The organism is Bacillus bingmayongensis, assembly GCF_000299035.1.
GTDB lineage: Bacteria > Bacillota > Bacilli > Bacillales > Bacillaceae_G > Bacillus_A > Bacillus_A bingmayongensis.
On sequence record NZ_JH921517.1, the window covers coordinates 407,135 to 423,806 of the forward strand.

The window sequence follows — 16,672 nt, forward strand, 5'->3', positions numbered from 1 at the left end:
TGTGCTTCCCCCTTATAGAAATCCGTTTTCTTGTAAAAAGCTTTTTGTAACTGAAGTGCTTTGCTTCGAAGGCTTTGAAATAAAACGCTCAATATATTTTCCAATCATGTCACATTCAATGTTCACGATGTCTCCAGCTACTTTTTCACCAATAATAGATTCGCTTACTGTGTGCGGAATGAGTGAAATGGTAATGGAAGATTCATCTATATCAAATATCGTTAAGCTTGTGCCATCAACAGCCACCGATCCTTTGTGTAAACAATAACGGAGTAAATCATCTGGAATTTCAATTTTGTAATATATCGCATTGTAGTGCTGTTTCTTACTTACAATGGTTCCAATTCCATCAATATGCCCTGTGACGAAATGTCCACCAAAGCGCCCATTTGCAGCCATTGCTCGTTCTAAATTTACTTTAGAACGGGTGCCGAGCATACGTAATGATGTTGCGCGCATTGTTTCAGGCATGGCATCAACAGTAAAAGAAGACGTTGTAAAAGAAGTGACGGTTAAACAGATCCCATTTACAGCAATACTGTCTCCTAGTTTTACGTCTGACAAGATTGTATTTGCTTCAATTGTCAGTTTCATTGCTTCTCCGCTTTGCCTGATATTCGAAACAGTTCCAAGCTCTTCTACAATTCCTGTAAACATGTAAGCACCTCATTTCGCACACTAGCAACGATTTTTATATCATCGCCAATTTGTTTCATCTCTTGAATTTGCAAGGAAAGTGCATCTTGCAGTTTCATAAAGCCGGTGCCACCAAACATAGTTGGGGCATCTTTTCCGCCAATTAATTTTGGACTTATATAGGTCACGATTTCATTGAAACACTTTGTTTCTAAAAAGCTCGCGTGAACGGATTGCCCACCTTCAACAAAGAGTGAAAGGATTTGTTTTTCACCGAGAAGGAGGAGGAGTTCACGGATTTCAATTTGACTCGTTTTCATTTGAAGTACAGATACCGCCTGTGATTCATATGCTGCTATTTTTTCTTTATTTACGTTTTTTCCGACAACAATCCATGTTGGTGCCATTCCGTCTGTAATGACATGAGAGGACCGCGGAGTTCGTAAATGTGTATCTAAAATAATTCGAATCGGATGCTTGCCGCCGTTTGGAAGACGTGTTGTTAAAGAGGGATTATCAGCTATAACAGTATTCACCCCGACAAGGATGGCATCGTGCGTATGCCGATATTGGTGAACATCTGTGCGAGCAGCCTCACCTGTAATCCATTTGCTATCCCCAGTAGTAGTAGCTATTTTTCCATCTAAACTCATCGCTGTTTTTATTGTTACAAACGGTAGTTTCGTTTTCATATAGTGGAAAAAGTATCGATTTAATGTGGTGGCTTCCTCTTCAAGAACACCAGTAGTTACGCTAATACCTGCTTCTTGCAAACGTTTTGCACCATTACCTGAAATGAGCGGATTGCAATCGAGTGTAGCAATTACGACACGCTTCACCTTTTTTACAATGAGTAGATCACAGCACGGTGGAGTTTTTCCAAAGTGACTGCACGGTTCTAACGTTACATAGACAGTGGAGCCGTTTGCCTTATCACCAGCCATACGAAGAGCGTGAACTTCAGCGTGTTCTTCCCCTGCGCGCAGGTGCGCTCCCATTCCAACGATGTTTCCATCTTTTACAACAACAGCACCGACCATTGGATTTGGACTTGTTTGCCCTGCAGTACTTTGTGCTAACTGTAAGGCAATCCTCATATATTCTTGGTCTGTCATTCTTTTCACCTCTCCTAAGAAAAATCAAAAAACCCCAAGGATAATAGTATCCTTAGGGTTTGGGAGACGTGATTTCTAGAAATATAGTTCGAATACGAAAGTATAAGAAAGAAACCTAACGATGATTGATATTTTTGCACGAGAAAAAACCTAGCAAATTATCAATTTTTTCATACGCTAGTCGTATCTTTTTATTTCAGCATAGAAAGATAGGTATATGAAAGAAAACATATACAGTCATTCAAAATGAATCAGTAAAAATGTGTATGCCAAAATAAAAATGTATTCGCTATATAAGCACTAGAAAACATATCCTTCTCCCATCCAGACTATACTGTCGGCCCTAGAATCTCACTAGATCCACCGTTTTCAAGCTTGAAAACGGGTCACGGACTTAGAAGTGTGCACTTCATCACCGCCGGTTGGGAATTTCACCCGACCCCGAAGGATGCTGTTTGCTCACATTATAGCACAAAAAAGAAAAAAGGATAGTAAAAAATATTCGAATGTGAAGAATTGTATGAAAATGAAGGGGGAATTAATTTTGTTATACTATATAAATACAAATTGAAAAACAGATAGAAAACCTTTTCCTTTTAGGTGGAGAGAGCGTCTGATCATGGATAGAGGCGGTCAGTGCCTTTTTTCGCCTCATGCCATGTTAAAGAACAGGAGAAAATGAGTGGAGGTCTACTTTTGTTTTCATAGCCACGGTTTAAATGTTGGAAGATCAAAAAGGATATATAGTATGAGAAAGATTTCAGTATATACATAAATGAGGTGGAAATATGAAATATATTGCAGTAGGAATCGGTGGTATTATTGGAGCTTTAGCAAGGTATGGATTAGGACAATGGATTGGTATTCCTTCAGTCGATTCTTTTCCGCTCGCAACATGGTTAGCGAATATGATTGGTAGTTTTTTATTGGCATTTTTAACGATGTATTTGTTTCGTATGAAACATGTTTCACAAGCAATAATGAGTAGTGTTGGAACAGGAATGATTGGTTCTTTTACTACTTTTTCAACATTTAGCGTAGAGACGTTGAAATTAATACAGCATGAAGCATTTTTTATGACATTTTATTATGTGAGTACAAGTATAGTTGGAGGATTGCTCTTATCTTTATTTGGATTTTATCTTGGCAATGCATTATATGAAAAAAGCATGAAGAAAGAAGGGGCACTATGAATATTTTACTTGTAGGAATCGGTGGCTTTTTCGGAGCAATTGCCAGATTCTCTATTAGTAATGCGATGAAAGAAAAGTACGGAAGTTTATTTCCATATGGCACATTATTTGTAAATATAGTAGGTTCATTCTTACTAGGTTTATTATATGGAGCTGATGTGAGTAGTACATGGCTATTATTATGCGGAACAGGATTTATGGGAGCATTTACTACTTTTTCAACATGTAAGCTTGAAATTGTTCAATTGATACATAAGCGAGAAGGGCAAAAGGCGATATTGTATTTAATAATGAGTTACATGCTAGGCATTTTCGCGGCGTTTTTTGGGTTTTATATAGGACGTATATAAAGTGAAACTTTAATCAGTGGGGGGCTTCATCCCCCACTGATTATTATCCCTCACCAATCGGGCTTTTACGGGCAGCACGTCCCCCACCTAACTTCTTTGCTTTCGTTGAATTTTGAGGTAGGGGTCTACTGCCCGCAAATAGCGGGATAAAAAAGCACACACAAGTCATTGCGCGTGCTCCTTATAGCATTATTCTCCCTTTGGTGCTCGAACAATAGATTCGAATTTTCCTTTATGCGAAGCATCGCAATAAGGCATATTTTTTGATAAACCACAGCGACATAAAGAAAATGCAGGTTTTGCAGGGAAAGCATTCCCTTGTGAGTCGATTAATTCCACATCCCCCGTAATGCGAAATGAACCATTATCATTCACTTTAATTTGAACTTTTGCCAACGTTATCCCTCCTTCCCAAACGCTTATATTCATCATATAATTGCAGGAAGCACTTGACAATAAGAAAACAGTTCTTTGTGTGTAAGGACAGAGAATGTTATAATAACGTTTATAATTGAAATACAGTAAGGTGACGAAACATGAATAAACAATTACGTACATTACAAAATATTGCAAATGAGCGCACTTGGGCATCGTTTTTAAATGATAATCATCCATATAGTTTACTTCATTGGTCGATTGCAGGTGTGGGACAAGAACCAAAAGATGTGTGGCTACTTCAAGACGAAGTGACATTTCAAACGACAGAATTTCAAACGCTTGATGAGGCGGTAACATGGATTTCTGAAAATATGGAACAAGTTACAGATGTGCTAGCGCAATAACATGAAAAAACAGGCTTATGCAAGCCTGTTTTTTGTTTCTTTCACATATGTTTTTAAGAATTGATCAATGGCAGCTTCATACTCTTGTTTGTTTTCGTTATAAGAGCAAGCGTGTGCCCCGTGTTCCGCAATAAAGAGCTGTTTATTATTTTCTTTAGCTTCATACAGGGCTTTTGTCATATCACATAAAATATAGTCATCGTCTTTACTATGAATAAAAAGGACTGGATTATTTATGTTTTTTACACAATCGAGCGGAGAAACTTCGCGTATTGTATAACCGTCCCGTACTTTTAATAAGGCGTTTGCTAATGGTAGTAGCGGCCATTTTGGTAAATGGAATTCGACTTTTAAGCGATGTTGTAGCTGGCCATAAAAGTCAGAGAATGGGCAATCCGCAATATAAAAATCAGCGCCGTCTTCTACCATTCCTGCATATTGAAGGAGTGTCGCAGCTCCCATCGATTCTCCATGAATGCCAAGTGTAATATTTGTTCCAAAACGGTCTTTTAGCCAATCAACTACCGTCTTTAAATCATATTTTTCGTAATAGCCATAACTTGTCGTTTTACCACCTGTTTTACCATGGCGGCGATGATCATAAATAAATACGTTATATCCTCTGTTTAAAAATAAATTTGCATATTTGACAGAGTTTATTTTATTTACTGTTACACCGTGGCAAAAAATCATAAACTTATTAGAATTACCTGCAGAAATGTAATAGCCGTGAATGTCATATTTAAATTGAGATGGAATACGAACCTCTTCTTTTGGAATGGCGTTAAAATCTTCTAAGCGAAAATGCTTTTTCGTTTCACGCTCTAGAATTTCTTCTTCTGTTTTTTTCTTTAAGTACATTACTTTATTAGTAAAGAAAATACCGATGCCAATTAATGCTCCTATTATGGTTAGCAATGTTGTAAAAAAACGTTTCATACCTTACCTCATCCTCCAAATATCTCTACATATGATACACTTATATTGTATCATAATGATGTGAAAAGGGAGATAGTCGGACATGATTCAAATACAAAAAATTACAGTGGAAATGAGAGAAACAATTGCACTGTTTATGCGTGAAAATTGGAGAAGCACACTGATGGTTTCACGTGGAAGGGTACACCATTTAGATCAATTACCAGGTTTTGTTGCAAGTGAAGATAACAGAATAGTAGGAATTATTACATATGAAATGAAAGAAAATAACTGTGAGATTGTTTCATTAGATAGCCTTAAGGAGAAAAAGGGAATTGGAACGAAACTTGTAGAGTGTGTAATTGATATTGCAAAAAAACAATGTTGTAAAAAAGTATGGCTAATTACAACAAATGATAATACGAATGCACTTCGCTTCTATCAGAAACGTGGTTTTATGATGACCAATTTATATACGGATGCGGTCAAAGAAGCGAGGAAGATAAAGCGAGAAATTCCGCTTATTGGATATGATAACATCGCGATTTTACATGAAATCCAACTAGAAAAACTGAATATATAAAACCAATCTTTACATATGTAGAAGATGAAAAGGTAATAAATATTTTCTGTAACAATTTTCAGAAATATAAAACAATAACCTTGACGAATGATTTACTTTGTTTTAGGTTTAAATTGTAAGCTATTACCATATTAAGGGGTGACGATGTGGCAACCATACGTGATGTTGCAAAATTGGCCGGTGTTTCAGTCGCAACCGTTTCACGAGTTATTAATGAAAAAGGGTATGTCCATGAGGATACAGTAAAACAAGTAAAACTGGCAATTGAAGAGTTACAGTATAAACCAAATGCCGTAGCAAAGGCGTTATTTAAAAAATCTTCGACAATGATTGCTATATTAGTATCAAATTTAGAAGATCCATCCTATATAACATTGCTTCGTTCAGTAGAAGAGGCTGCATATAAAGAGGGATATCAAATTGTTATTTGTAATATAGAAAATAAGAGTGGTTATATAGATATACTGATGCAAAATAATATTGCTGGTGTTATTATGACGAACGACATATTCAAGCGCATGGAGAATATTTCTATTCCATTTGTCGTATTTGATGAAGCCGACGCACTTTCTACATATTACGAAAGTGCTAGAAAGGCAGTTGTTTTACTAAAAGAAAAAGGTTGTTATTTTCTTGCTTATATGGGGGAAGAGACAGAAGATGAGGCAATGGAAGAACATGTATCTGGATTTTTAGATGCAGTTTGGGAAGAGGGTCTTGCTTATCGAGAAGAAAGAATAGAAGGAACTGAAGAAAAACAGGTCATTGAATTATTACGAAAGTATCCATATATTGACGGTATTGTGGCTTCTAGTGATACTGTTGCAATTGCAGTCGTTCGTGCAGCAAGTTGTCTTGGTATTCGTATACCTGAGCATTTGCAAGTAATTGGTTTTAAGGGAAGTTTACAAGGAGAATGGGTTACGCCATCTTTAACAACGATTGGAAGTCCTTTTGAAAAACAAGGAGTAGTAGCTGTACAAAGATTGGTAGGAAAAATAAAAAAGAAACAAGTAAAACTTGAGGAAGTGCAGCAAGAAGAGTTTCTATTAATTGAACGAGAATCGACAAAGTAAAAGGTGCGTCCAATAAACGCACCTTTTTTTATCCCACTATTTGTGGGCAGTAAGACCCCCGCCTCAAAATTCATCAAAAACAAAGAAGTTAGGCGGGGGACGGGCTACCCGTAAAAGCCCGATTGTTGAGAGCTAATAAGCATTGGAGGATGAAGAAAATCCACAATGATTAAAGTTTCACTTTATAATGTTATGGCAGCAATAAAGCCGAATATAAGTAACGGAATATTGTAGTGAAGAAAAGTTGGGACACATGTATCCCATATATGATGATGCCTGCCATCTGCATTTAAACCTGAGGTAGGTCCTAGCGTACTATCGGATGCTGGAGAACCAGCATCACCTAATGCACCAGCTGTACCGATAATGGCAATGGTTGCCATCGGGCTAAAGCCAAGCTGGATACATAACGGAACGAAGATTGTTGTTAAAATCGGAATGGTGGAAAAGGAAGAACCGATTCCCATTGTAACGAGCAGACCGATAATAAGCATAAGAAATGCAGCAAGTGGCTTACTGTTTCCAATTAAATCAGCACTTGTTTGAACAAGTGATTCAACATGTCCTGTTTTCCGAAGAACTGCTCCGAAACCAGCTGCAGAAATCATAACGAAACCGATAAATGACATCATGCGCATACCGCTTGTTAAAATTGCATCAGCTTCTTTTAGTGGAAGACTACCACTAATGGATAATACAATAATCCCTGCCAATGCACCAAAAATCATTGATTCTGTTGCTAATTGCACACTTAATGTTGCGATAATAGATAACAATCCGAACGTAATGCTTCTTTTAGTGTAAGGAGCTATTTCATCAGATGGAGCATGAATCGGTTCGGTGTGATATGTACGTGGTTTACGATACGTAATAAAAACAGCGATACATAGCCCAATAATCATTCCTATTGCTGGAATTGTCATTGCTTTTGGAATGAGCACTACATCAAATGTAAGCCCGCTTTGCTGTGCATTTGTTTGTAATACGTCATGATAAATTTTTCCGAATCCAGCTGGAACCCACATGTAAGGAGTAATTAATCCGAATGTAATAAGACATGTGACAAGCCTACGGTCTACTTTCAGCTCATTTAGTACTTTTAAAAGCGCTGGAATTAGGATAGGGATAAAAGCGATATGAACCGGGATAACATTTTGTGAAAAACAAGCCATTGCCAAAATGATACATAAAATGAGTATTTTTGAATAGGTTTGCTTTTGTGTGTCCTTTTCGTTATCAACTAAATTCAGTGCAGTATGAATCATAGCGTCGGGAAGACCTGTTTTGGAAAGAGAAATAGCAAATCCTCCGAGCATGGCATAACTTAAAGCGATTGGAGCACTGTTTCCAAGACCTGTGGTAAAAGTATTGATTGTTTCTGAAATTCCAAGTCCGCCAATTAGTCCACCTGTTAAGGCACCGACGATAATTGCGACAATGACTTGGACACGTAATAAACTAAGCAGTAACATCACTGCTACTGCGACGAGTACAGCATTCATAATAAATGTAATCTCCCTGATCTTTTTCTGTTTTTGCAACTTATCTTATATAGATATATATACGAACCGAGTAAAGTTGCGACATGTAATTATAAAATGTTTTCTATGAAATGTAAAAGGTATAACGACTGTTACCTATGCTGAAAAGATAACTCTTGTTTGATAGAGCATATAGATTTTGCAAACAGTTCAGGTTCTTCTAAATTTGGTGAATGAGCAGAGTTTGGGAACCAAATCATTTTCTTGATGGGTGCTTGAATCGTATCACAATATTGTTGAACGAGTGCATAGGGTGTTTGATAGTCGAAACGACCAGAGCAGAAATAAACAGGTACGGAAAGTTTTGAAATTGTAGAAAAGAAATCTATTGTGAGCATTTCCTCCCATAATGACCCAGATTTCATATTTCCTGCGAGAAATCTCACCCAATCTAGCCATGTATATTCTGAAGAAAATAATCCTTTTCGAATGAAAGAAAAAGAAGTTCCATTTTGAACTGCTCCTCCAAATGTACCAAGCCACTTTCTTTGAATAATAAGACGCCGCATATCTAGAAAAGGAGGTTTTCCAAGCTTTGTTAAAGAGGTCAATGCACGCTCGTGTCCATGTTTTTTTGCAGAGTGAATTAAATGTTGGTAGAGCAATTCTTCGTTTTGTTTCATATGTACAATCTGACCTATACCAATATAAGCTTCGATATAGTCTGGATATTTATTTGCAATTTGTAAACCGATAATACTTCCCCAAGAATGTCCAGCGAGAAATAGTTTCTGTTTTTTGAAGCGAAAAAGAAGGTATTTTATTACTTCAAGTGCATCTGAAACAAATTGTTCAATTGTGAATGGTACTTTTATATCCCGCCAAGAAAAGGATTTTCCTGCCCCTCTTTGATCCCAATTGACAACAATAAAGTGTTTTTCTAAGTCTTTTTGAAAATGGCGAATGAATCCGATTTGTGCCATACCAGGGCCGCCGTGACAGCATAATAAAATAGGTTGATTTACGTCTTGACCACGAATAAGGAGAGATTGTTTACGATTGTTAATCGTAACGCTTTCTATCGTAGCGACGCTATTTGAAATTGGATTCTTTAATTCGTTGTAAAATTTTGGAGTGTAGCTACGAAAAAGCATATAAAAAACCTCCTTTTCTCTAATGGTATGTATCGCACGGATGTACTATTTTGCATATACTGTTAAGAAATTATTGTATCATAACATGTAGGCTATATTTCAACTATGAGAGCTCAGAGAGAAGGGGAAGAAAGTGACAGTTGGAGAAATTATAGATCGCTTAAACAAACGTGAACCGCTTGCTATTATTGCCAAACGCCTCGACATGAGCCCATATGCATTGTCAAAAAAGTTAAGGGTGCTTGGATATGAATACGATGGCGAACAGAAGAGACGAATATTCATTGGAGAGGGAGAAGAACCGCGTCATTTATATCTTCAAGAAGCTACTGCACTTCAATATGTAAAAACAGATTATCAGGTTTTGATTTATGAACAGTTGCAAAATATTTATGAATTGTTACGAAAAAGAGAAGGGTGTATTCTGTCAACAGCAAAGAATAGTACAGAAAAAAAGAAACGTACTTTTTCAATATGTGCAGAAGTTTCGGAACGTTTAGATAACATATCTGTTACAAAAGGAATTCATAAATCTCGAATTGTAGAAGAAGCGTTAAAAGAATTTTTACAAAGATACGAAGTGAGCGATGACTCGTATCCAGATAAATAAAAGAAAGGATACAATGTTTGATATAAGGGCATGTATCCTTTTGCTTATAGCTAGTATGAACGATAATAAGGATTAACAAGGTGTTGGAATAAACCTCGATTGATTTTATCTTATCCTTTTACTTTAAAAAAATAATATAGAAACCAAACGGCGTGATTTTGCTCATCTGCTGCCGCTCTACGAAATACCTCTTTAGTATATTGATTTGTGGTATCATCTGCAATTTCTAAGTAAAAATCAACTGTTCGTTGCTCATCTTGTAGCGCGAATTCTAATCCATTTACATAAGAGTCCGGACATTGTTCATTGATTGTTGGCTGAGGTTGTCTACCGGTTAAACTAATATAAATCTGTACAAATTGCTGGAAATGTTTTATTTCGTCTTGTCGGATTTCGAGTATTTGATTGCGCTCATTACCTTGTGGAGCTAAATTAGCTAATTTAGCATAGCAATTTATTGCACTATACTCTCCATTAATTGCTTTTTCAATATCGCGAATTAGCTTTTCGTTTTGTCTGTATACCAAATTGTAATCATTTGAATAAGAATACATATGTTTACCTCCTAGTTTCTGCTCGTATATCCTACGAGAAATCCAGATACTGAGTGCATATCCTTTAAAATGTGATTTAGGATAAAGTGGATTTTTATTGCATGTCCTTACGCCATAGAAACTAATAAAAAACCCCGTATTTTAATGGAATACAGGGTTTTTATCATAAGATTAATTTTAAAAAAATCATAATTTAATAATATAATTTCTCTCTTTTTTTATAAGTTTATTTAAAAAGAAAGTTAATTAACTCTTTGAATTCGCCCATCAATAATAGGTTGAATCGGCCCTTTTACTTGTTTTACATAATCCATTAACGCTTCAAAATCATTTGGTCCTGTTTCCGCGTCTTTTCCATTTTTAAAGGAGACAAATCCATCACCGCCTGAAGCTAGAAAAGCATTTGCAACGACGCTGTAAGTTTTAGAGGCAACAAGTTCTTCTCCACTTGTTAAGTGGATATTTGTAACTTTTTCACCATCTGGTTGATTAGCATCCCAAGTGTACTGAATACCTGAAATTTGAAGCATTCTTGTTATGCCTTTTTGCCATTGTTGATTTAAAATGTCACGAATATCTTGACCTGTTAAATTAACTTTGATTAATTGATTTCCGAATGGTTGAATGCCGTATAACTCTCCCCATGTAATATCACCAGCATCTAAGTCATTGCGAATGCCACCAGGATTCATGAGAGCGATTTGCGTGTTCATGGTCGCACGCTGAGCGTCTGCAACTAAATTTCCAAGAGTGGATTCACCAGCGGCATTTTGTTTACGATCTATTGGAGCGGTAGATTTTCCAACAACCTGATTTACAAGAGGGGCAATTTTTTCTTGATACTGATCCATTTTCTTTTTCACTTTTTGGTCGGGCTTTATTCCTTCATGGTAGGTTGTAACAACTTCTGCTTTTTTGTAGGCAATATCTTTTGTTTTACGATCAATCTTTATATCAACATCAGCGAAAGCCATTCCATAGGAATTTGCTTGTACGACAAGTTTGTTATTAACGGTTCCATTTACATAAGTGTGACTATGACCACCGAAAATGACATCGACTTCTGGGTCAGCATCATTTGCTAAGCGCACGATGTCACCATTTGTTACGCCGTTATCATCTGTTGTACCTCCATTATGTGCAAGAACAACGATAGATTTAACACCTAATTTTTTTAGTTGTTTTACGGACGTGTTAATTGCTTCAACTTCATCTGTAATTTGTACATTTTTTAGCATAGTAGGCATAACAACGTTAGGAACATCTGTTGTTACAACCCCGATAAAGCCGACAGGAACCCCTTGTACCATTTTTACAGTAAATGGTGGTAGAAATAAGCGTCCAGTTGATTTATTGTAGAAATTTGCAGCAACGTAAGGGAATTTTGCTCCTTTGAAATTCCCTGTTTTTTCATGGTATCCACCATAAATGAGACGATGCATTTCGTCAATTCCTTCGTCAAATTCATGATTTCCAATGGTTCCAACATCAAATCCTAAATCATTTAAAATTTCAATTGTTGGTTCGTCTTGTAGTAGTGCTGAAACTGGAGGACTTGCTCCGATAATATCACCAGCATGAACCATTAGTGTATTCGGATTTTGCTTTTCACGATCACGTAAATAAGCAGCTAAGTACTCGGCTCCCCCTGCTTCTTTGTTGTTAATTTTCTTTACAGTGTCTAATTGCCCATGAAGATCGTTAATGCCAAGCATCTGTACGTCTATGTAGCGATTTTTTTCTGTGGGTGCTTGAGATGGAGGTGCAGCAAATACACTTGAAAAAGTAATTGTACTTAATGCTAGGGCAACCGGAATGATTTTTTTCCACATACGTTTTCTCTCCCTTTTTATAATCTGACATCATACGACATAATTTTAATAGATTGAGAGAGTTATTGCTATAAAAATTCTATTTATTATAAAAATTAATAACATTTTATCTTTCTCTTAACATCTTTACAAAATATACATAATATAAAAATCAAAAGTGAATGGTCCGTTTTTATTGTCGAGAGGGAGTTATTTCCCCTATAATGGAGAAAAAAAGTAAAAGGTGAGCAGTATGAAGAAAAAGAAACAAAGACAAACGCAAATGAATCAGACAGATAAGGAATCCATTACAATTGGTGATCAATTAAATGCGTCATTAATGGATCAATTGAAAAGTAAGAAGAAAGAATTACAAGTAAGAGCGGAGCAAAAAGAAATAGAAGAGCAAGAAAGAAAGCGTAAAGAGCAAAAGGAACGCGAAAAGAATAAATCATTTGAAGAACTGTTAAGTGAAAGTAATCTCACTTGGAAAGACTTTAAATAATGTAAAAAAATCATCAGTGGAATTGCCCTGATGATTTTTTTACGATTTGATGAGAGAAGGGGAAATGGGATGAGAAAAATAGTAGTGCCATATGAAAATCATTGGGGTGAGAAATTTCAAATAGAAGCAAAACGTTTAGAGGAAGCGATGCCAGAACCTGTGAAAGTACACCATATTGGTAGCACATCAGTACCGGGACTCGCAGCAAAGCCAATTGTTGATATGATTATGGAAGTAGAGGATATTGAGAGAGTAGACAATTGGAATGAGCGTTTTGAAAAACTTGGTTATATTGTAAAAGGTGAAAATGGCATTTCGGGTCGTCGATTTTTTATTCATGGAACGGAAGAAAAACGTTCTTATCATTTACATGTGTTTGAAACAGGAAATCCGGAAATTACACGTCATTTAGCGTTTCGTGATTATATGATGGAGCATTGTGAAGAGGCGGAAGCTTATGCGTCATTAAAGAAAGACTTGGCAGAAAAATTCACATATGATGGAGAACAATATACAGAAGGAAAGAATGATTTTGTGCGTGGTATTGATGAGAAAGCAAAAGAATGGTTAGAAAATAACGTGAGCGACTAAGCACACGTTATTTTTATAAAATTATTATGTAAACTGTATATATTTTTTGACTTTTTTCGTAAATCTTGTTCAAATAAAGTGGTGGTTATAAAAATATGATGGCACCTGCTAGAAAATTTGCAGGAGAGAAGAAGGAGGAGCAACGATCATGTATATTCCAACAACTACACTTCATAATGGCGTGAAAATGCCGATGCTTGGTTTAGGTGTATATAAAGCAAAAGAGGGAGAAGAAGTAAAGCAAGCAGTAAAAACAGCTTTAGAAGTTGGATATCGCTCTATTGATACAGCGACTGTATATGAAAATGAAAGCGGTGTCGGAGAAGCGATTCGTGAATCAGGGATCGCACGTGAAGAATTATTTATTACGACAAAAGTATGGAATGACGATCAAGGATATGAAACGACACTTCAAGCGTTTGAGAAAAGTCTAAAGAAATTACAAATGGATTATGTGGATTTATATTTAATACACTGGCCAATAAGAGGGAAATACATAGATACATATCGCGCTCTTGAGAAATTATATGAAGAAGGAAAAGTGCGTGCAATTGGCGTTTCGAATTTTCATCAGCACCATTTAGAACAGCTCCTGCCAAATTGTAATGTGAAGCCGATGGTGAACCAAGTAGAACTTCATCCGATGCTTGCACAATTTGAATTACGTGATTTTTGTCAAAATGAACAAATTCAAATGGAAGCATGGAGCCCACTAATGAGAGGCGGCGAAGTATTTCAACATCCAATTATTCAAGAAATTGCTAGAAAATATGAAAAAACGCCTGCTCAAATTATTTTACGCTGGGATATTCAAAGTGGTATTGTAACAATCCCTAAATCTGTTACACCATCTCGCATTCAAGAGAACTTTACGATTTTTGATTTTTCATTAACAGAAGAAGAAATCAAGCAAATTGATACGCTGGATCGTAATTTGCATGTAGGTACAAATCCTGATAAATACGATACGTTGTAAAAAAACGCTACCGAAAATGGTAGCGTTTTTTAACGGTGTAATGCGTATGTAGTATATTTAACAGCTGATTGAATTTGTTTATATTCTTCAGTTGTTAACGGAGATTGATTGTTAGCTTGTACATTTTCTCGTAGTTGCCGGGTGGAGCTAGCACCAGGAATAACAGCTGCAACAACTGGGTCATGCAAACAATATTGAAAAGCTGTTTCAGTTAACGAACGCGCCTTTGTAATTTCTTTTACAGTAGCTAATGTGTTTGTTAACTCGTCATGAGAATAAGAAAGATAGTCTTTTTCTTTCACTTTTTCTATCTTTCTTTCATTGTTGTCAGTTAATAATCCTTTTGCGAGTGGTCCGCGAGCAATCACGCTGACTTGATTGTCTCGTAAGAATGAAAACCATTCTTCTGGCCGGCGATTTAATAGACTGTATTCCATTAATACGCTGACAATGTTAGAACGTTTTGCATATTCACGAATAACATTTGGACGGATAGAAGAGATACCGTAATGACGAATCGCACCTTCTTGTTTTAATTCTTCAAATGCTTCGATTGTTTCATCGATAGGATCTTCTATTGTCCCGCCGTGTAGTTGATATAAATCAATATAATCTGTTTGCAGGCGGCGTAAACTTTCTTTTACCTCTGCTTTTATATAAGATTTAGAAGGGTCCCAAGACCAACCATTTTTTTCTTCTGTCCAGCGATTTCCTACTTTCGTTGTAAGAACAATTTGATCGCGTTTTCCTTTAAGAGCTTTTCCAACAAATTCTTCATTTAATCCATAATTGTATAAGTCTGCCGTATCAAAAAAATTAATTCCTAAATCCATTGCTTCATGGATGATGCGGATCGCCTCATGTTCATCGATGCCAAGAGACATACAACCGAGTCCCATTTCAGTAACATATAAATCCGAGTTTCCTAATTGTCGTTTTTTCATCGGTCAACCTCCTTACTTATATTGTACGAAAGCAGAAGAAGGTTGACAAACGTTTACTTTTTGCTTGCGGTAATCCAGTCTTGCACAGTTGCGTACTCTTTTCCATATTGTTTTAGTTTATTACGAATTTGCCAAGCCTTTCCGACCAATGTGATGCGATTCGGTAAAATATATACTTTCATTTTTATCACGCTCCTTTCAGTGTGGTAAAATGTATGAAGAACGATTAGGAAATAGAATAGGGAGATGAAATATTGTGAGTAATCTTGCAGAGAGAACGGTTGCAACTGAACCAATTTTTGATGGGAAAGTTATTAAAGTTCGTGTTGATGAAGTAGTATTGCCAAATGGAGAAGTGAGTAAACGTGAAATTGTAAATCATCCTGGTGCGGTTGCTATTATCGCCGTTACAGATGAAGAGAAAATCGTGCTTGTTGAGCAGTATCGTAAAGCATTAGAAAAAGAGATTGTCGAAATTCCTGCTGGAAAATTAGAGCCTGGGGAAAAGCCAGAGATAACAGCGATTCGTGAATTAGAAGAAGAAACAGGATATGTATGTGACAAAATGGAATTCATCACATCATTTTACACATCACCAGGTTTTGCCGATGAGATTTTATATGTATACAAAGCAACAGGATTAAAGAAAAAAGAAAATAAAGCAGCTTTAGATGAGGATGAATTTGTGGAATTGATGGAAGTTTCATTAGAAGAAGCAGTTGAACTGATGAAAAATCAACGTATCCATGATGCAAAGACGATGTTCGCTGTGCAATATTTGCAATTACAAAAATAAACACTCGCCTAAGGCGAGTGTTTTAATTAATTTTTGCATATACGCGTGTGTCACGTAAACTGCCATCTGGAGCAAGAAGATCGTTTTCTAGTGTACCTTCTAAAATAAATTCAAGACGTTCTGCTAAAGCACATGCATTTACATTTGTAGCATCACAGCGAATTTCAAGTCGTCTAGCACCAAGCTTATCAAAAGCAAATTGGACAGCGCCTTTCACTGCTTCTGTCATATAACCTTGTTTTGTATAAGCGCTATGTAACCAGAAACGAAGTGAAAACTTTGGAATATCCCAGTTTTCTGGATGAAGGGTAAGAGCTCCAATAAATGTACCAGATACTTTATCGTATAAGTGAAAAGCTAATGTTTCACGAAGTAAAAATTGTCCGTGAGCTTCTCGAACTGTTTCCTCAGCACTTTCTTCTGTTTCAGATGTAATGGATATCCAAGGCTGTAAATCTTCTAAAGAAGCTTGAACTGCTTCATATACTTCTGTTCCATCTCCTGGAAATGGTTTGCGTACTTGCAGGCGCTCAGTCTGAAATAATGTTGGAAAATCTAATAATAATGGTTTCAAGCAAAATCCCTCCTATTCTCTAC

The 16,672-nt window shown here is 36.4% G+C and carries 22 protein-coding genes and 1 riboswitch; of the genes, 10 read left to right on the top strand and 12 right to left on the bottom strand.

The features are described from left to right. Positions 1 to 12 precede the first annotated feature (12 nt). Together ribE and ribD are read right to left on the bottom strand one after the other, a co-directional pair. Positions 13 to 657, bottom strand: a complete 645-nt coding sequence (gene ribE, locus Y7E_RS0109165) for a riboflavin synthase (protein WP_017150976.1) — start codon at positions 655 to 657, stop codon at positions 13 to 15. Continuing rightward, positions 639 to 1,751 (bottom strand): bifunctional diaminohydroxyphosphoribosylaminopyrimidine deaminase/5-amino-6-(5-phosphoribosylamino)uracil reductase RibD, encoded by a 1,113-nt coding sequence (ribD, locus tag Y7E_RS0109170; protein WP_017150977.1) that lies wholly within the window; start codon positions 1,749 to 1,751, stop codon positions 639 to 641. The genes ribE and ribD overlap by 19 nt, the downstream gene beginning before the upstream one ends. Before the next feature lie 308 nt (positions 1,752 to 2,059). Next, a riboswitch (FMN riboswitch) is annotated at positions 2,060 to 2,204 on the bottom strand. 335 nt (positions 2,205 to 2,539) lie between these two features. On the opposite strand from ribD, the gene crcB (Y7E_RS0109175) reads away from it, so the two are divergent. Then, positions 2,540 to 2,944 carry a fluoride efflux transporter CrcB gene (gene crcB, locus Y7E_RS0109175; RefSeq protein WP_017150978.1) on the top strand — a complete coding sequence of 135 codons (405 nt, stop codon included), beginning with the start codon at positions 2,540 to 2,542 and terminating at the stop codon, positions 2,942 to 2,944. After that, positions 2,941 to 3,294 (top strand): fluoride efflux transporter CrcB, encoded by a 354-nt coding sequence (crcB, locus tag Y7E_RS0109180; protein WP_017150979.1) that lies wholly within the window; start codon positions 2,941 to 2,943, stop codon positions 3,292 to 3,294. Before crcB (Y7E_RS0109175) ends, crcB (Y7E_RS0109180) begins: the two co-directional genes overlap by 4 nt. Positions 3,295 to 3,337: 43 nt before the next feature. Here the strand turns inward: crcB (Y7E_RS0109180) and Y7E_RS34735 are convergent, their stop codons facing one another. Together Y7E_RS34735 and Y7E_RS0109190 are read right to left on the bottom strand one after the other, a co-directional pair. After that, positions 3,338 to 3,463, bottom strand: a complete 126-nt coding sequence (locus Y7E_RS34735; protein ID WP_260632214.1) for a hypothetical protein — start codon at positions 3,461 to 3,463, stop codon at positions 3,338 to 3,340. Positions 3,464 to 3,483: 20 nt separating this feature from the next. Continuing rightward, positions 3,484 to 3,726, bottom strand: a complete 243-nt coding sequence (locus Y7E_RS0109190) for a CDGSH iron-sulfur domain-containing protein (RefSeq protein WP_081584587.1) — start codon at positions 3,724 to 3,726, stop codon at positions 3,484 to 3,486. Between the two features lie 104 nt (positions 3,727 to 3,830). Here Y7E_RS0109190 and Y7E_RS0109195 point away from each other — a divergent pair, with 104 nt between their 5' ends. Next, on the top strand, positions 3,831 to 4,076 hold the full coding sequence (locus tag Y7E_RS0109195) for a DUF2552 family protein (protein WP_017150981.1): 246 nt from the start codon (positions 3,831 to 3,833) through the stop codon (positions 4,074 to 4,076). Positions 4,077 to 4,091: 15 nt separating this feature from the next. Here Y7E_RS0109195 and Y7E_RS0109200 read toward each other — a convergent pair whose 3' ends face one another. After that, positions 4,092 to 5,015, bottom strand: coding sequence for an alpha/beta hydrolase (locus tag Y7E_RS0109200; protein ID WP_017150982.1), 924 nt, complete (start codon positions 5,013 to 5,015; stop codon positions 4,092 to 4,094). Between the two features lie 82 nt (positions 5,016 to 5,097). Here Y7E_RS0109200 and Y7E_RS0109205 point away from each other — a divergent pair, with 82 nt between their 5' ends. Both Y7E_RS0109205 and Y7E_RS0109210 read left to right on the top strand, forming a co-directional pair. After that, positions 5,098 to 5,577 (top strand): GNAT family N-acetyltransferase, encoded by a 480-nt coding sequence (locus Y7E_RS0109205; RefSeq protein WP_017150983.1) that lies wholly within the window; start codon positions 5,098 to 5,100, stop codon positions 5,575 to 5,577. A gap of 146 nt (positions 5,578 to 5,723) precedes the next feature. Beyond that, positions 5,724 to 6,653, top strand: a complete 930-nt coding sequence (locus tag Y7E_RS0109210; RefSeq protein WP_017150984.1) for a LacI family DNA-binding transcriptional regulator — start codon at positions 5,724 to 5,726, stop codon at positions 6,651 to 6,653. A 182-nt stretch (positions 6,654 to 6,835) separates the two neighbouring features. On the opposite strand, the gene Y7E_RS0109215 is transcribed toward Y7E_RS0109210, so the two are convergent. Together Y7E_RS0109215 and Y7E_RS0109220 are read right to left on the bottom strand one after the other, a co-directional pair. Beyond that, positions 6,836 to 8,155 carry a Na+/H+ antiporter family protein gene (locus tag Y7E_RS0109215; RefSeq protein ID WP_017150985.1) on the bottom strand — a complete coding sequence of 440 codons (1,320 nt, stop codon included), beginning with the start codon at positions 8,153 to 8,155 and terminating at the stop codon, positions 6,836 to 6,838. Positions 8,156 to 8,286: 131 nt separating this feature from the next. After that, the gene (locus Y7E_RS0109220; RefSeq protein WP_017150986.1) at positions 8,287 to 9,288 is read right to left on the bottom strand and encodes an alpha/beta fold hydrolase; all 1,002 of its coding nucleotides are present in this window, start codon (positions 9,286 to 9,288) and stop codon (positions 8,287 to 8,289) included. A 133-nt stretch (positions 9,289 to 9,421) separates the two neighbouring features. Here Y7E_RS0109220 and Y7E_RS0109225 point away from each other — a divergent pair, with 133 nt between their 5' ends. Further along, complete coding sequence (locus Y7E_RS0109225) at positions 9,422 to 9,898, top strand: ribbon-helix-helix domain-containing protein (RefSeq protein WP_017150987.1); 477 nt, start codon at positions 9,422 to 9,424, stop codon at positions 9,896 to 9,898. A 110-nt stretch (positions 9,899 to 10,008) separates the two neighbouring features. On the opposite strand, the gene Y7E_RS0109230 is transcribed toward Y7E_RS0109225, so the two are convergent. Then, positions 10,009 to 10,452: a ferritin-like domain-containing protein gene (locus tag Y7E_RS0109230; RefSeq protein WP_017150988.1), complete on the bottom strand. Its 444-nt coding sequence runs from the start codon at positions 10,450 to 10,452 to the stop codon at positions 10,009 to 10,011. Positions 10,453 to 10,694: 242 nt separating this feature from the next. Continuing rightward, complete coding sequence (locus tag Y7E_RS0109235) at positions 10,695 to 12,284, bottom strand: bifunctional metallophosphatase/5'-nucleotidase (protein WP_017150989.1); 1,590 nt, start codon at positions 12,282 to 12,284, stop codon at positions 10,695 to 10,697. Between the two features lie 232 nt (positions 12,285 to 12,516). Here Y7E_RS0109235 and Y7E_RS0109240 point away from each other — a divergent pair, with 232 nt between their 5' ends. From Y7E_RS0109240 to Y7E_RS0109250, 3 genes are all read left to right on the top strand, one after another. After that, positions 12,517 to 12,768, top strand: a complete 252-nt coding sequence (locus tag Y7E_RS0109240) for a YqkE family protein (RefSeq protein WP_017150990.1) — start codon at positions 12,517 to 12,519, stop codon at positions 12,766 to 12,768. A 69-nt stretch (positions 12,769 to 12,837) separates the two neighbouring features. Continuing rightward, positions 12,838 to 13,359, top strand: a complete 522-nt coding sequence (locus Y7E_RS0109245; protein WP_017150991.1) for a GrpB family protein — start codon at positions 12,838 to 12,840, stop codon at positions 13,357 to 13,359. A gap of 148 nt (positions 13,360 to 13,507) precedes the next feature. Beyond that, positions 13,508 to 14,335 carry an aldo/keto reductase gene (locus tag Y7E_RS0109250; RefSeq protein WP_017150992.1) on the top strand — a complete coding sequence of 276 codons (828 nt, stop codon included), beginning with the start codon at positions 13,508 to 13,510 and terminating at the stop codon, positions 14,333 to 14,335. 29 nt (positions 14,336 to 14,364) lie between these two features. Here the strand turns inward: Y7E_RS0109250 and Y7E_RS0109255 are convergent, their stop codons facing one another. Both Y7E_RS0109255 and mciZ read right to left on the bottom strand, forming a co-directional pair. Beyond that, the gene (locus tag Y7E_RS0109255; protein WP_017150993.1) at positions 14,365 to 15,279 is read right to left on the bottom strand and encodes an aldo/keto reductase; all 915 of its coding nucleotides are present in this window, start codon (positions 15,277 to 15,279) and stop codon (positions 14,365 to 14,367) included. Between the two features lie 53 nt (positions 15,280 to 15,332). Then, entirely contained in the window at positions 15,333 to 15,461 is a 129-nt protein-coding gene (gene mciZ, locus Y7E_RS0109260; RefSeq protein ID WP_017150994.1) for a Z-ring formation inhibitor MciZ, read from the bottom strand. A gap of 74 nt (positions 15,462 to 15,535) precedes the next feature. Here mciZ and Y7E_RS0109265 point away from each other — a divergent pair, with 74 nt between their 5' ends. Then, positions 15,536 to 16,075: an NUDIX hydrolase gene (locus Y7E_RS0109265; protein ID WP_017150995.1), complete on the top strand. Its 540-nt coding sequence runs from the start codon at positions 15,536 to 15,538 to the stop codon at positions 16,073 to 16,075. Positions 16,076 to 16,097: 22 nt separating this feature from the next. On the opposite strand, the gene Y7E_RS0109270 is transcribed toward Y7E_RS0109265, so the two are convergent. Next, positions 16,098 to 16,649, bottom strand: coding sequence for a GNAT family N-acetyltransferase (locus Y7E_RS0109270; protein WP_017150996.1), 552 nt, complete (start codon positions 16,647 to 16,649; stop codon positions 16,098 to 16,100). Positions 16,650 to 16,672: the final 23 nt, after the last annotated feature.

Bases quoted from the DNA above. Each gene is read 5' to 3' on its own strand.
- ribE (WP_017150976.1), bottom strand. From the start codon at position 657: ATGTTTACAGGAATTGTAGAAGAGCTTGGAACTGTTTCGAATATCAGG.
- ribD (WP_017150977.1), bottom strand. From the start codon at position 1,751: ATGACAGACCAAGAATATATGAGGATTGCCTTACAGTTAGCACAAAGT.
- crcB (WP_017150978.1), top strand. From the start codon at position 2,540: ATGAAATATATTGCAGTAGGAATCGGTGGTATTATTGGAGCTTTAGCA.
- crcB (WP_017150979.1), top strand. From the start codon at position 2,941: ATGAATATTTTACTTGTAGGAATCGGTGGCTTTTTCGGAGCAATTGCC.
- Y7E_RS34735 (WP_260632214.1), bottom strand. From the start codon at position 3,463: ATGACTTGTGTGTGCTTTTTTATCCCGCTATTTGCGGGCAGTAGACCC.
- Y7E_RS0109190 (WP_081584587.1), bottom strand. From the start codon at position 3,726: ATGATGAATATAAGCGTTTGGGAAGGAGGGATAACGTTGGCAAAAGTT.
- Y7E_RS0109195 (WP_017150981.1), top strand. From the start codon at position 3,831: ATGAATAAACAATTACGTACATTACAAAATATTGCAAATGAGCGCACT.
- Y7E_RS0109200 (WP_017150982.1), bottom strand. From the start codon at position 5,015: ATGAAACGTTTTTTTACAACATTGCTAACCATAATAGGAGCATTAATT.
- Y7E_RS0109205 (WP_017150983.1), top strand. From the start codon at position 5,098: ATGATTCAAATACAAAAAATTACAGTGGAAATGAGAGAAACAATTGCA.
- Y7E_RS0109215 (WP_017150985.1), bottom strand. From the start codon at position 8,155: ATGAATGCTGTACTCGTCGCAGTAGCAGTGATGTTACTGCTTAGTTTA.
- Y7E_RS0109220 (WP_017150986.1), bottom strand. From the start codon at position 9,288: ATGCTTTTTCGTAGCTACACTCCAAAATTTTACAACGAATTAAAGAAT.
- Y7E_RS0109230 (WP_017150988.1), bottom strand. From the start codon at position 10,452: ATGTATTCTTATTCAAATGATTACAATTTGGTATACAGACAAAACGAA.
- Y7E_RS0109235 (WP_017150989.1), bottom strand. From the start codon at position 12,284: ATGTGGAAAAAAATCATTCCGGTTGCCCTAGCATTAAGTACAATTACT.
- Y7E_RS0109240 (WP_017150990.1), top strand. From the start codon at position 12,517: ATGAAGAAAAAGAAACAAAGACAAACGCAAATGAATCAGACAGATAAG.
- Y7E_RS0109245 (WP_017150991.1), top strand. From the start codon at position 12,838: ATGAGAAAAATAGTAGTGCCATATGAAAATCATTGGGGTGAGAAATTT.
- Y7E_RS0109250 (WP_017150992.1), top strand. From the start codon at position 13,508: ATGTATATTCCAACAACTACACTTCATAATGGCGTGAAAATGCCGATG.
- Y7E_RS0109255 (WP_017150993.1), bottom strand. From the start codon at position 15,279: ATGAAAAAACGACAATTAGGAAACTCGGATTTATATGTTACTGAAATG.
- mciZ (WP_017150994.1), bottom strand. From the start codon at position 15,461: ATGAAAGTATATATTTTACCGAATCGCATCACATTGGTCGGAAAGGCT.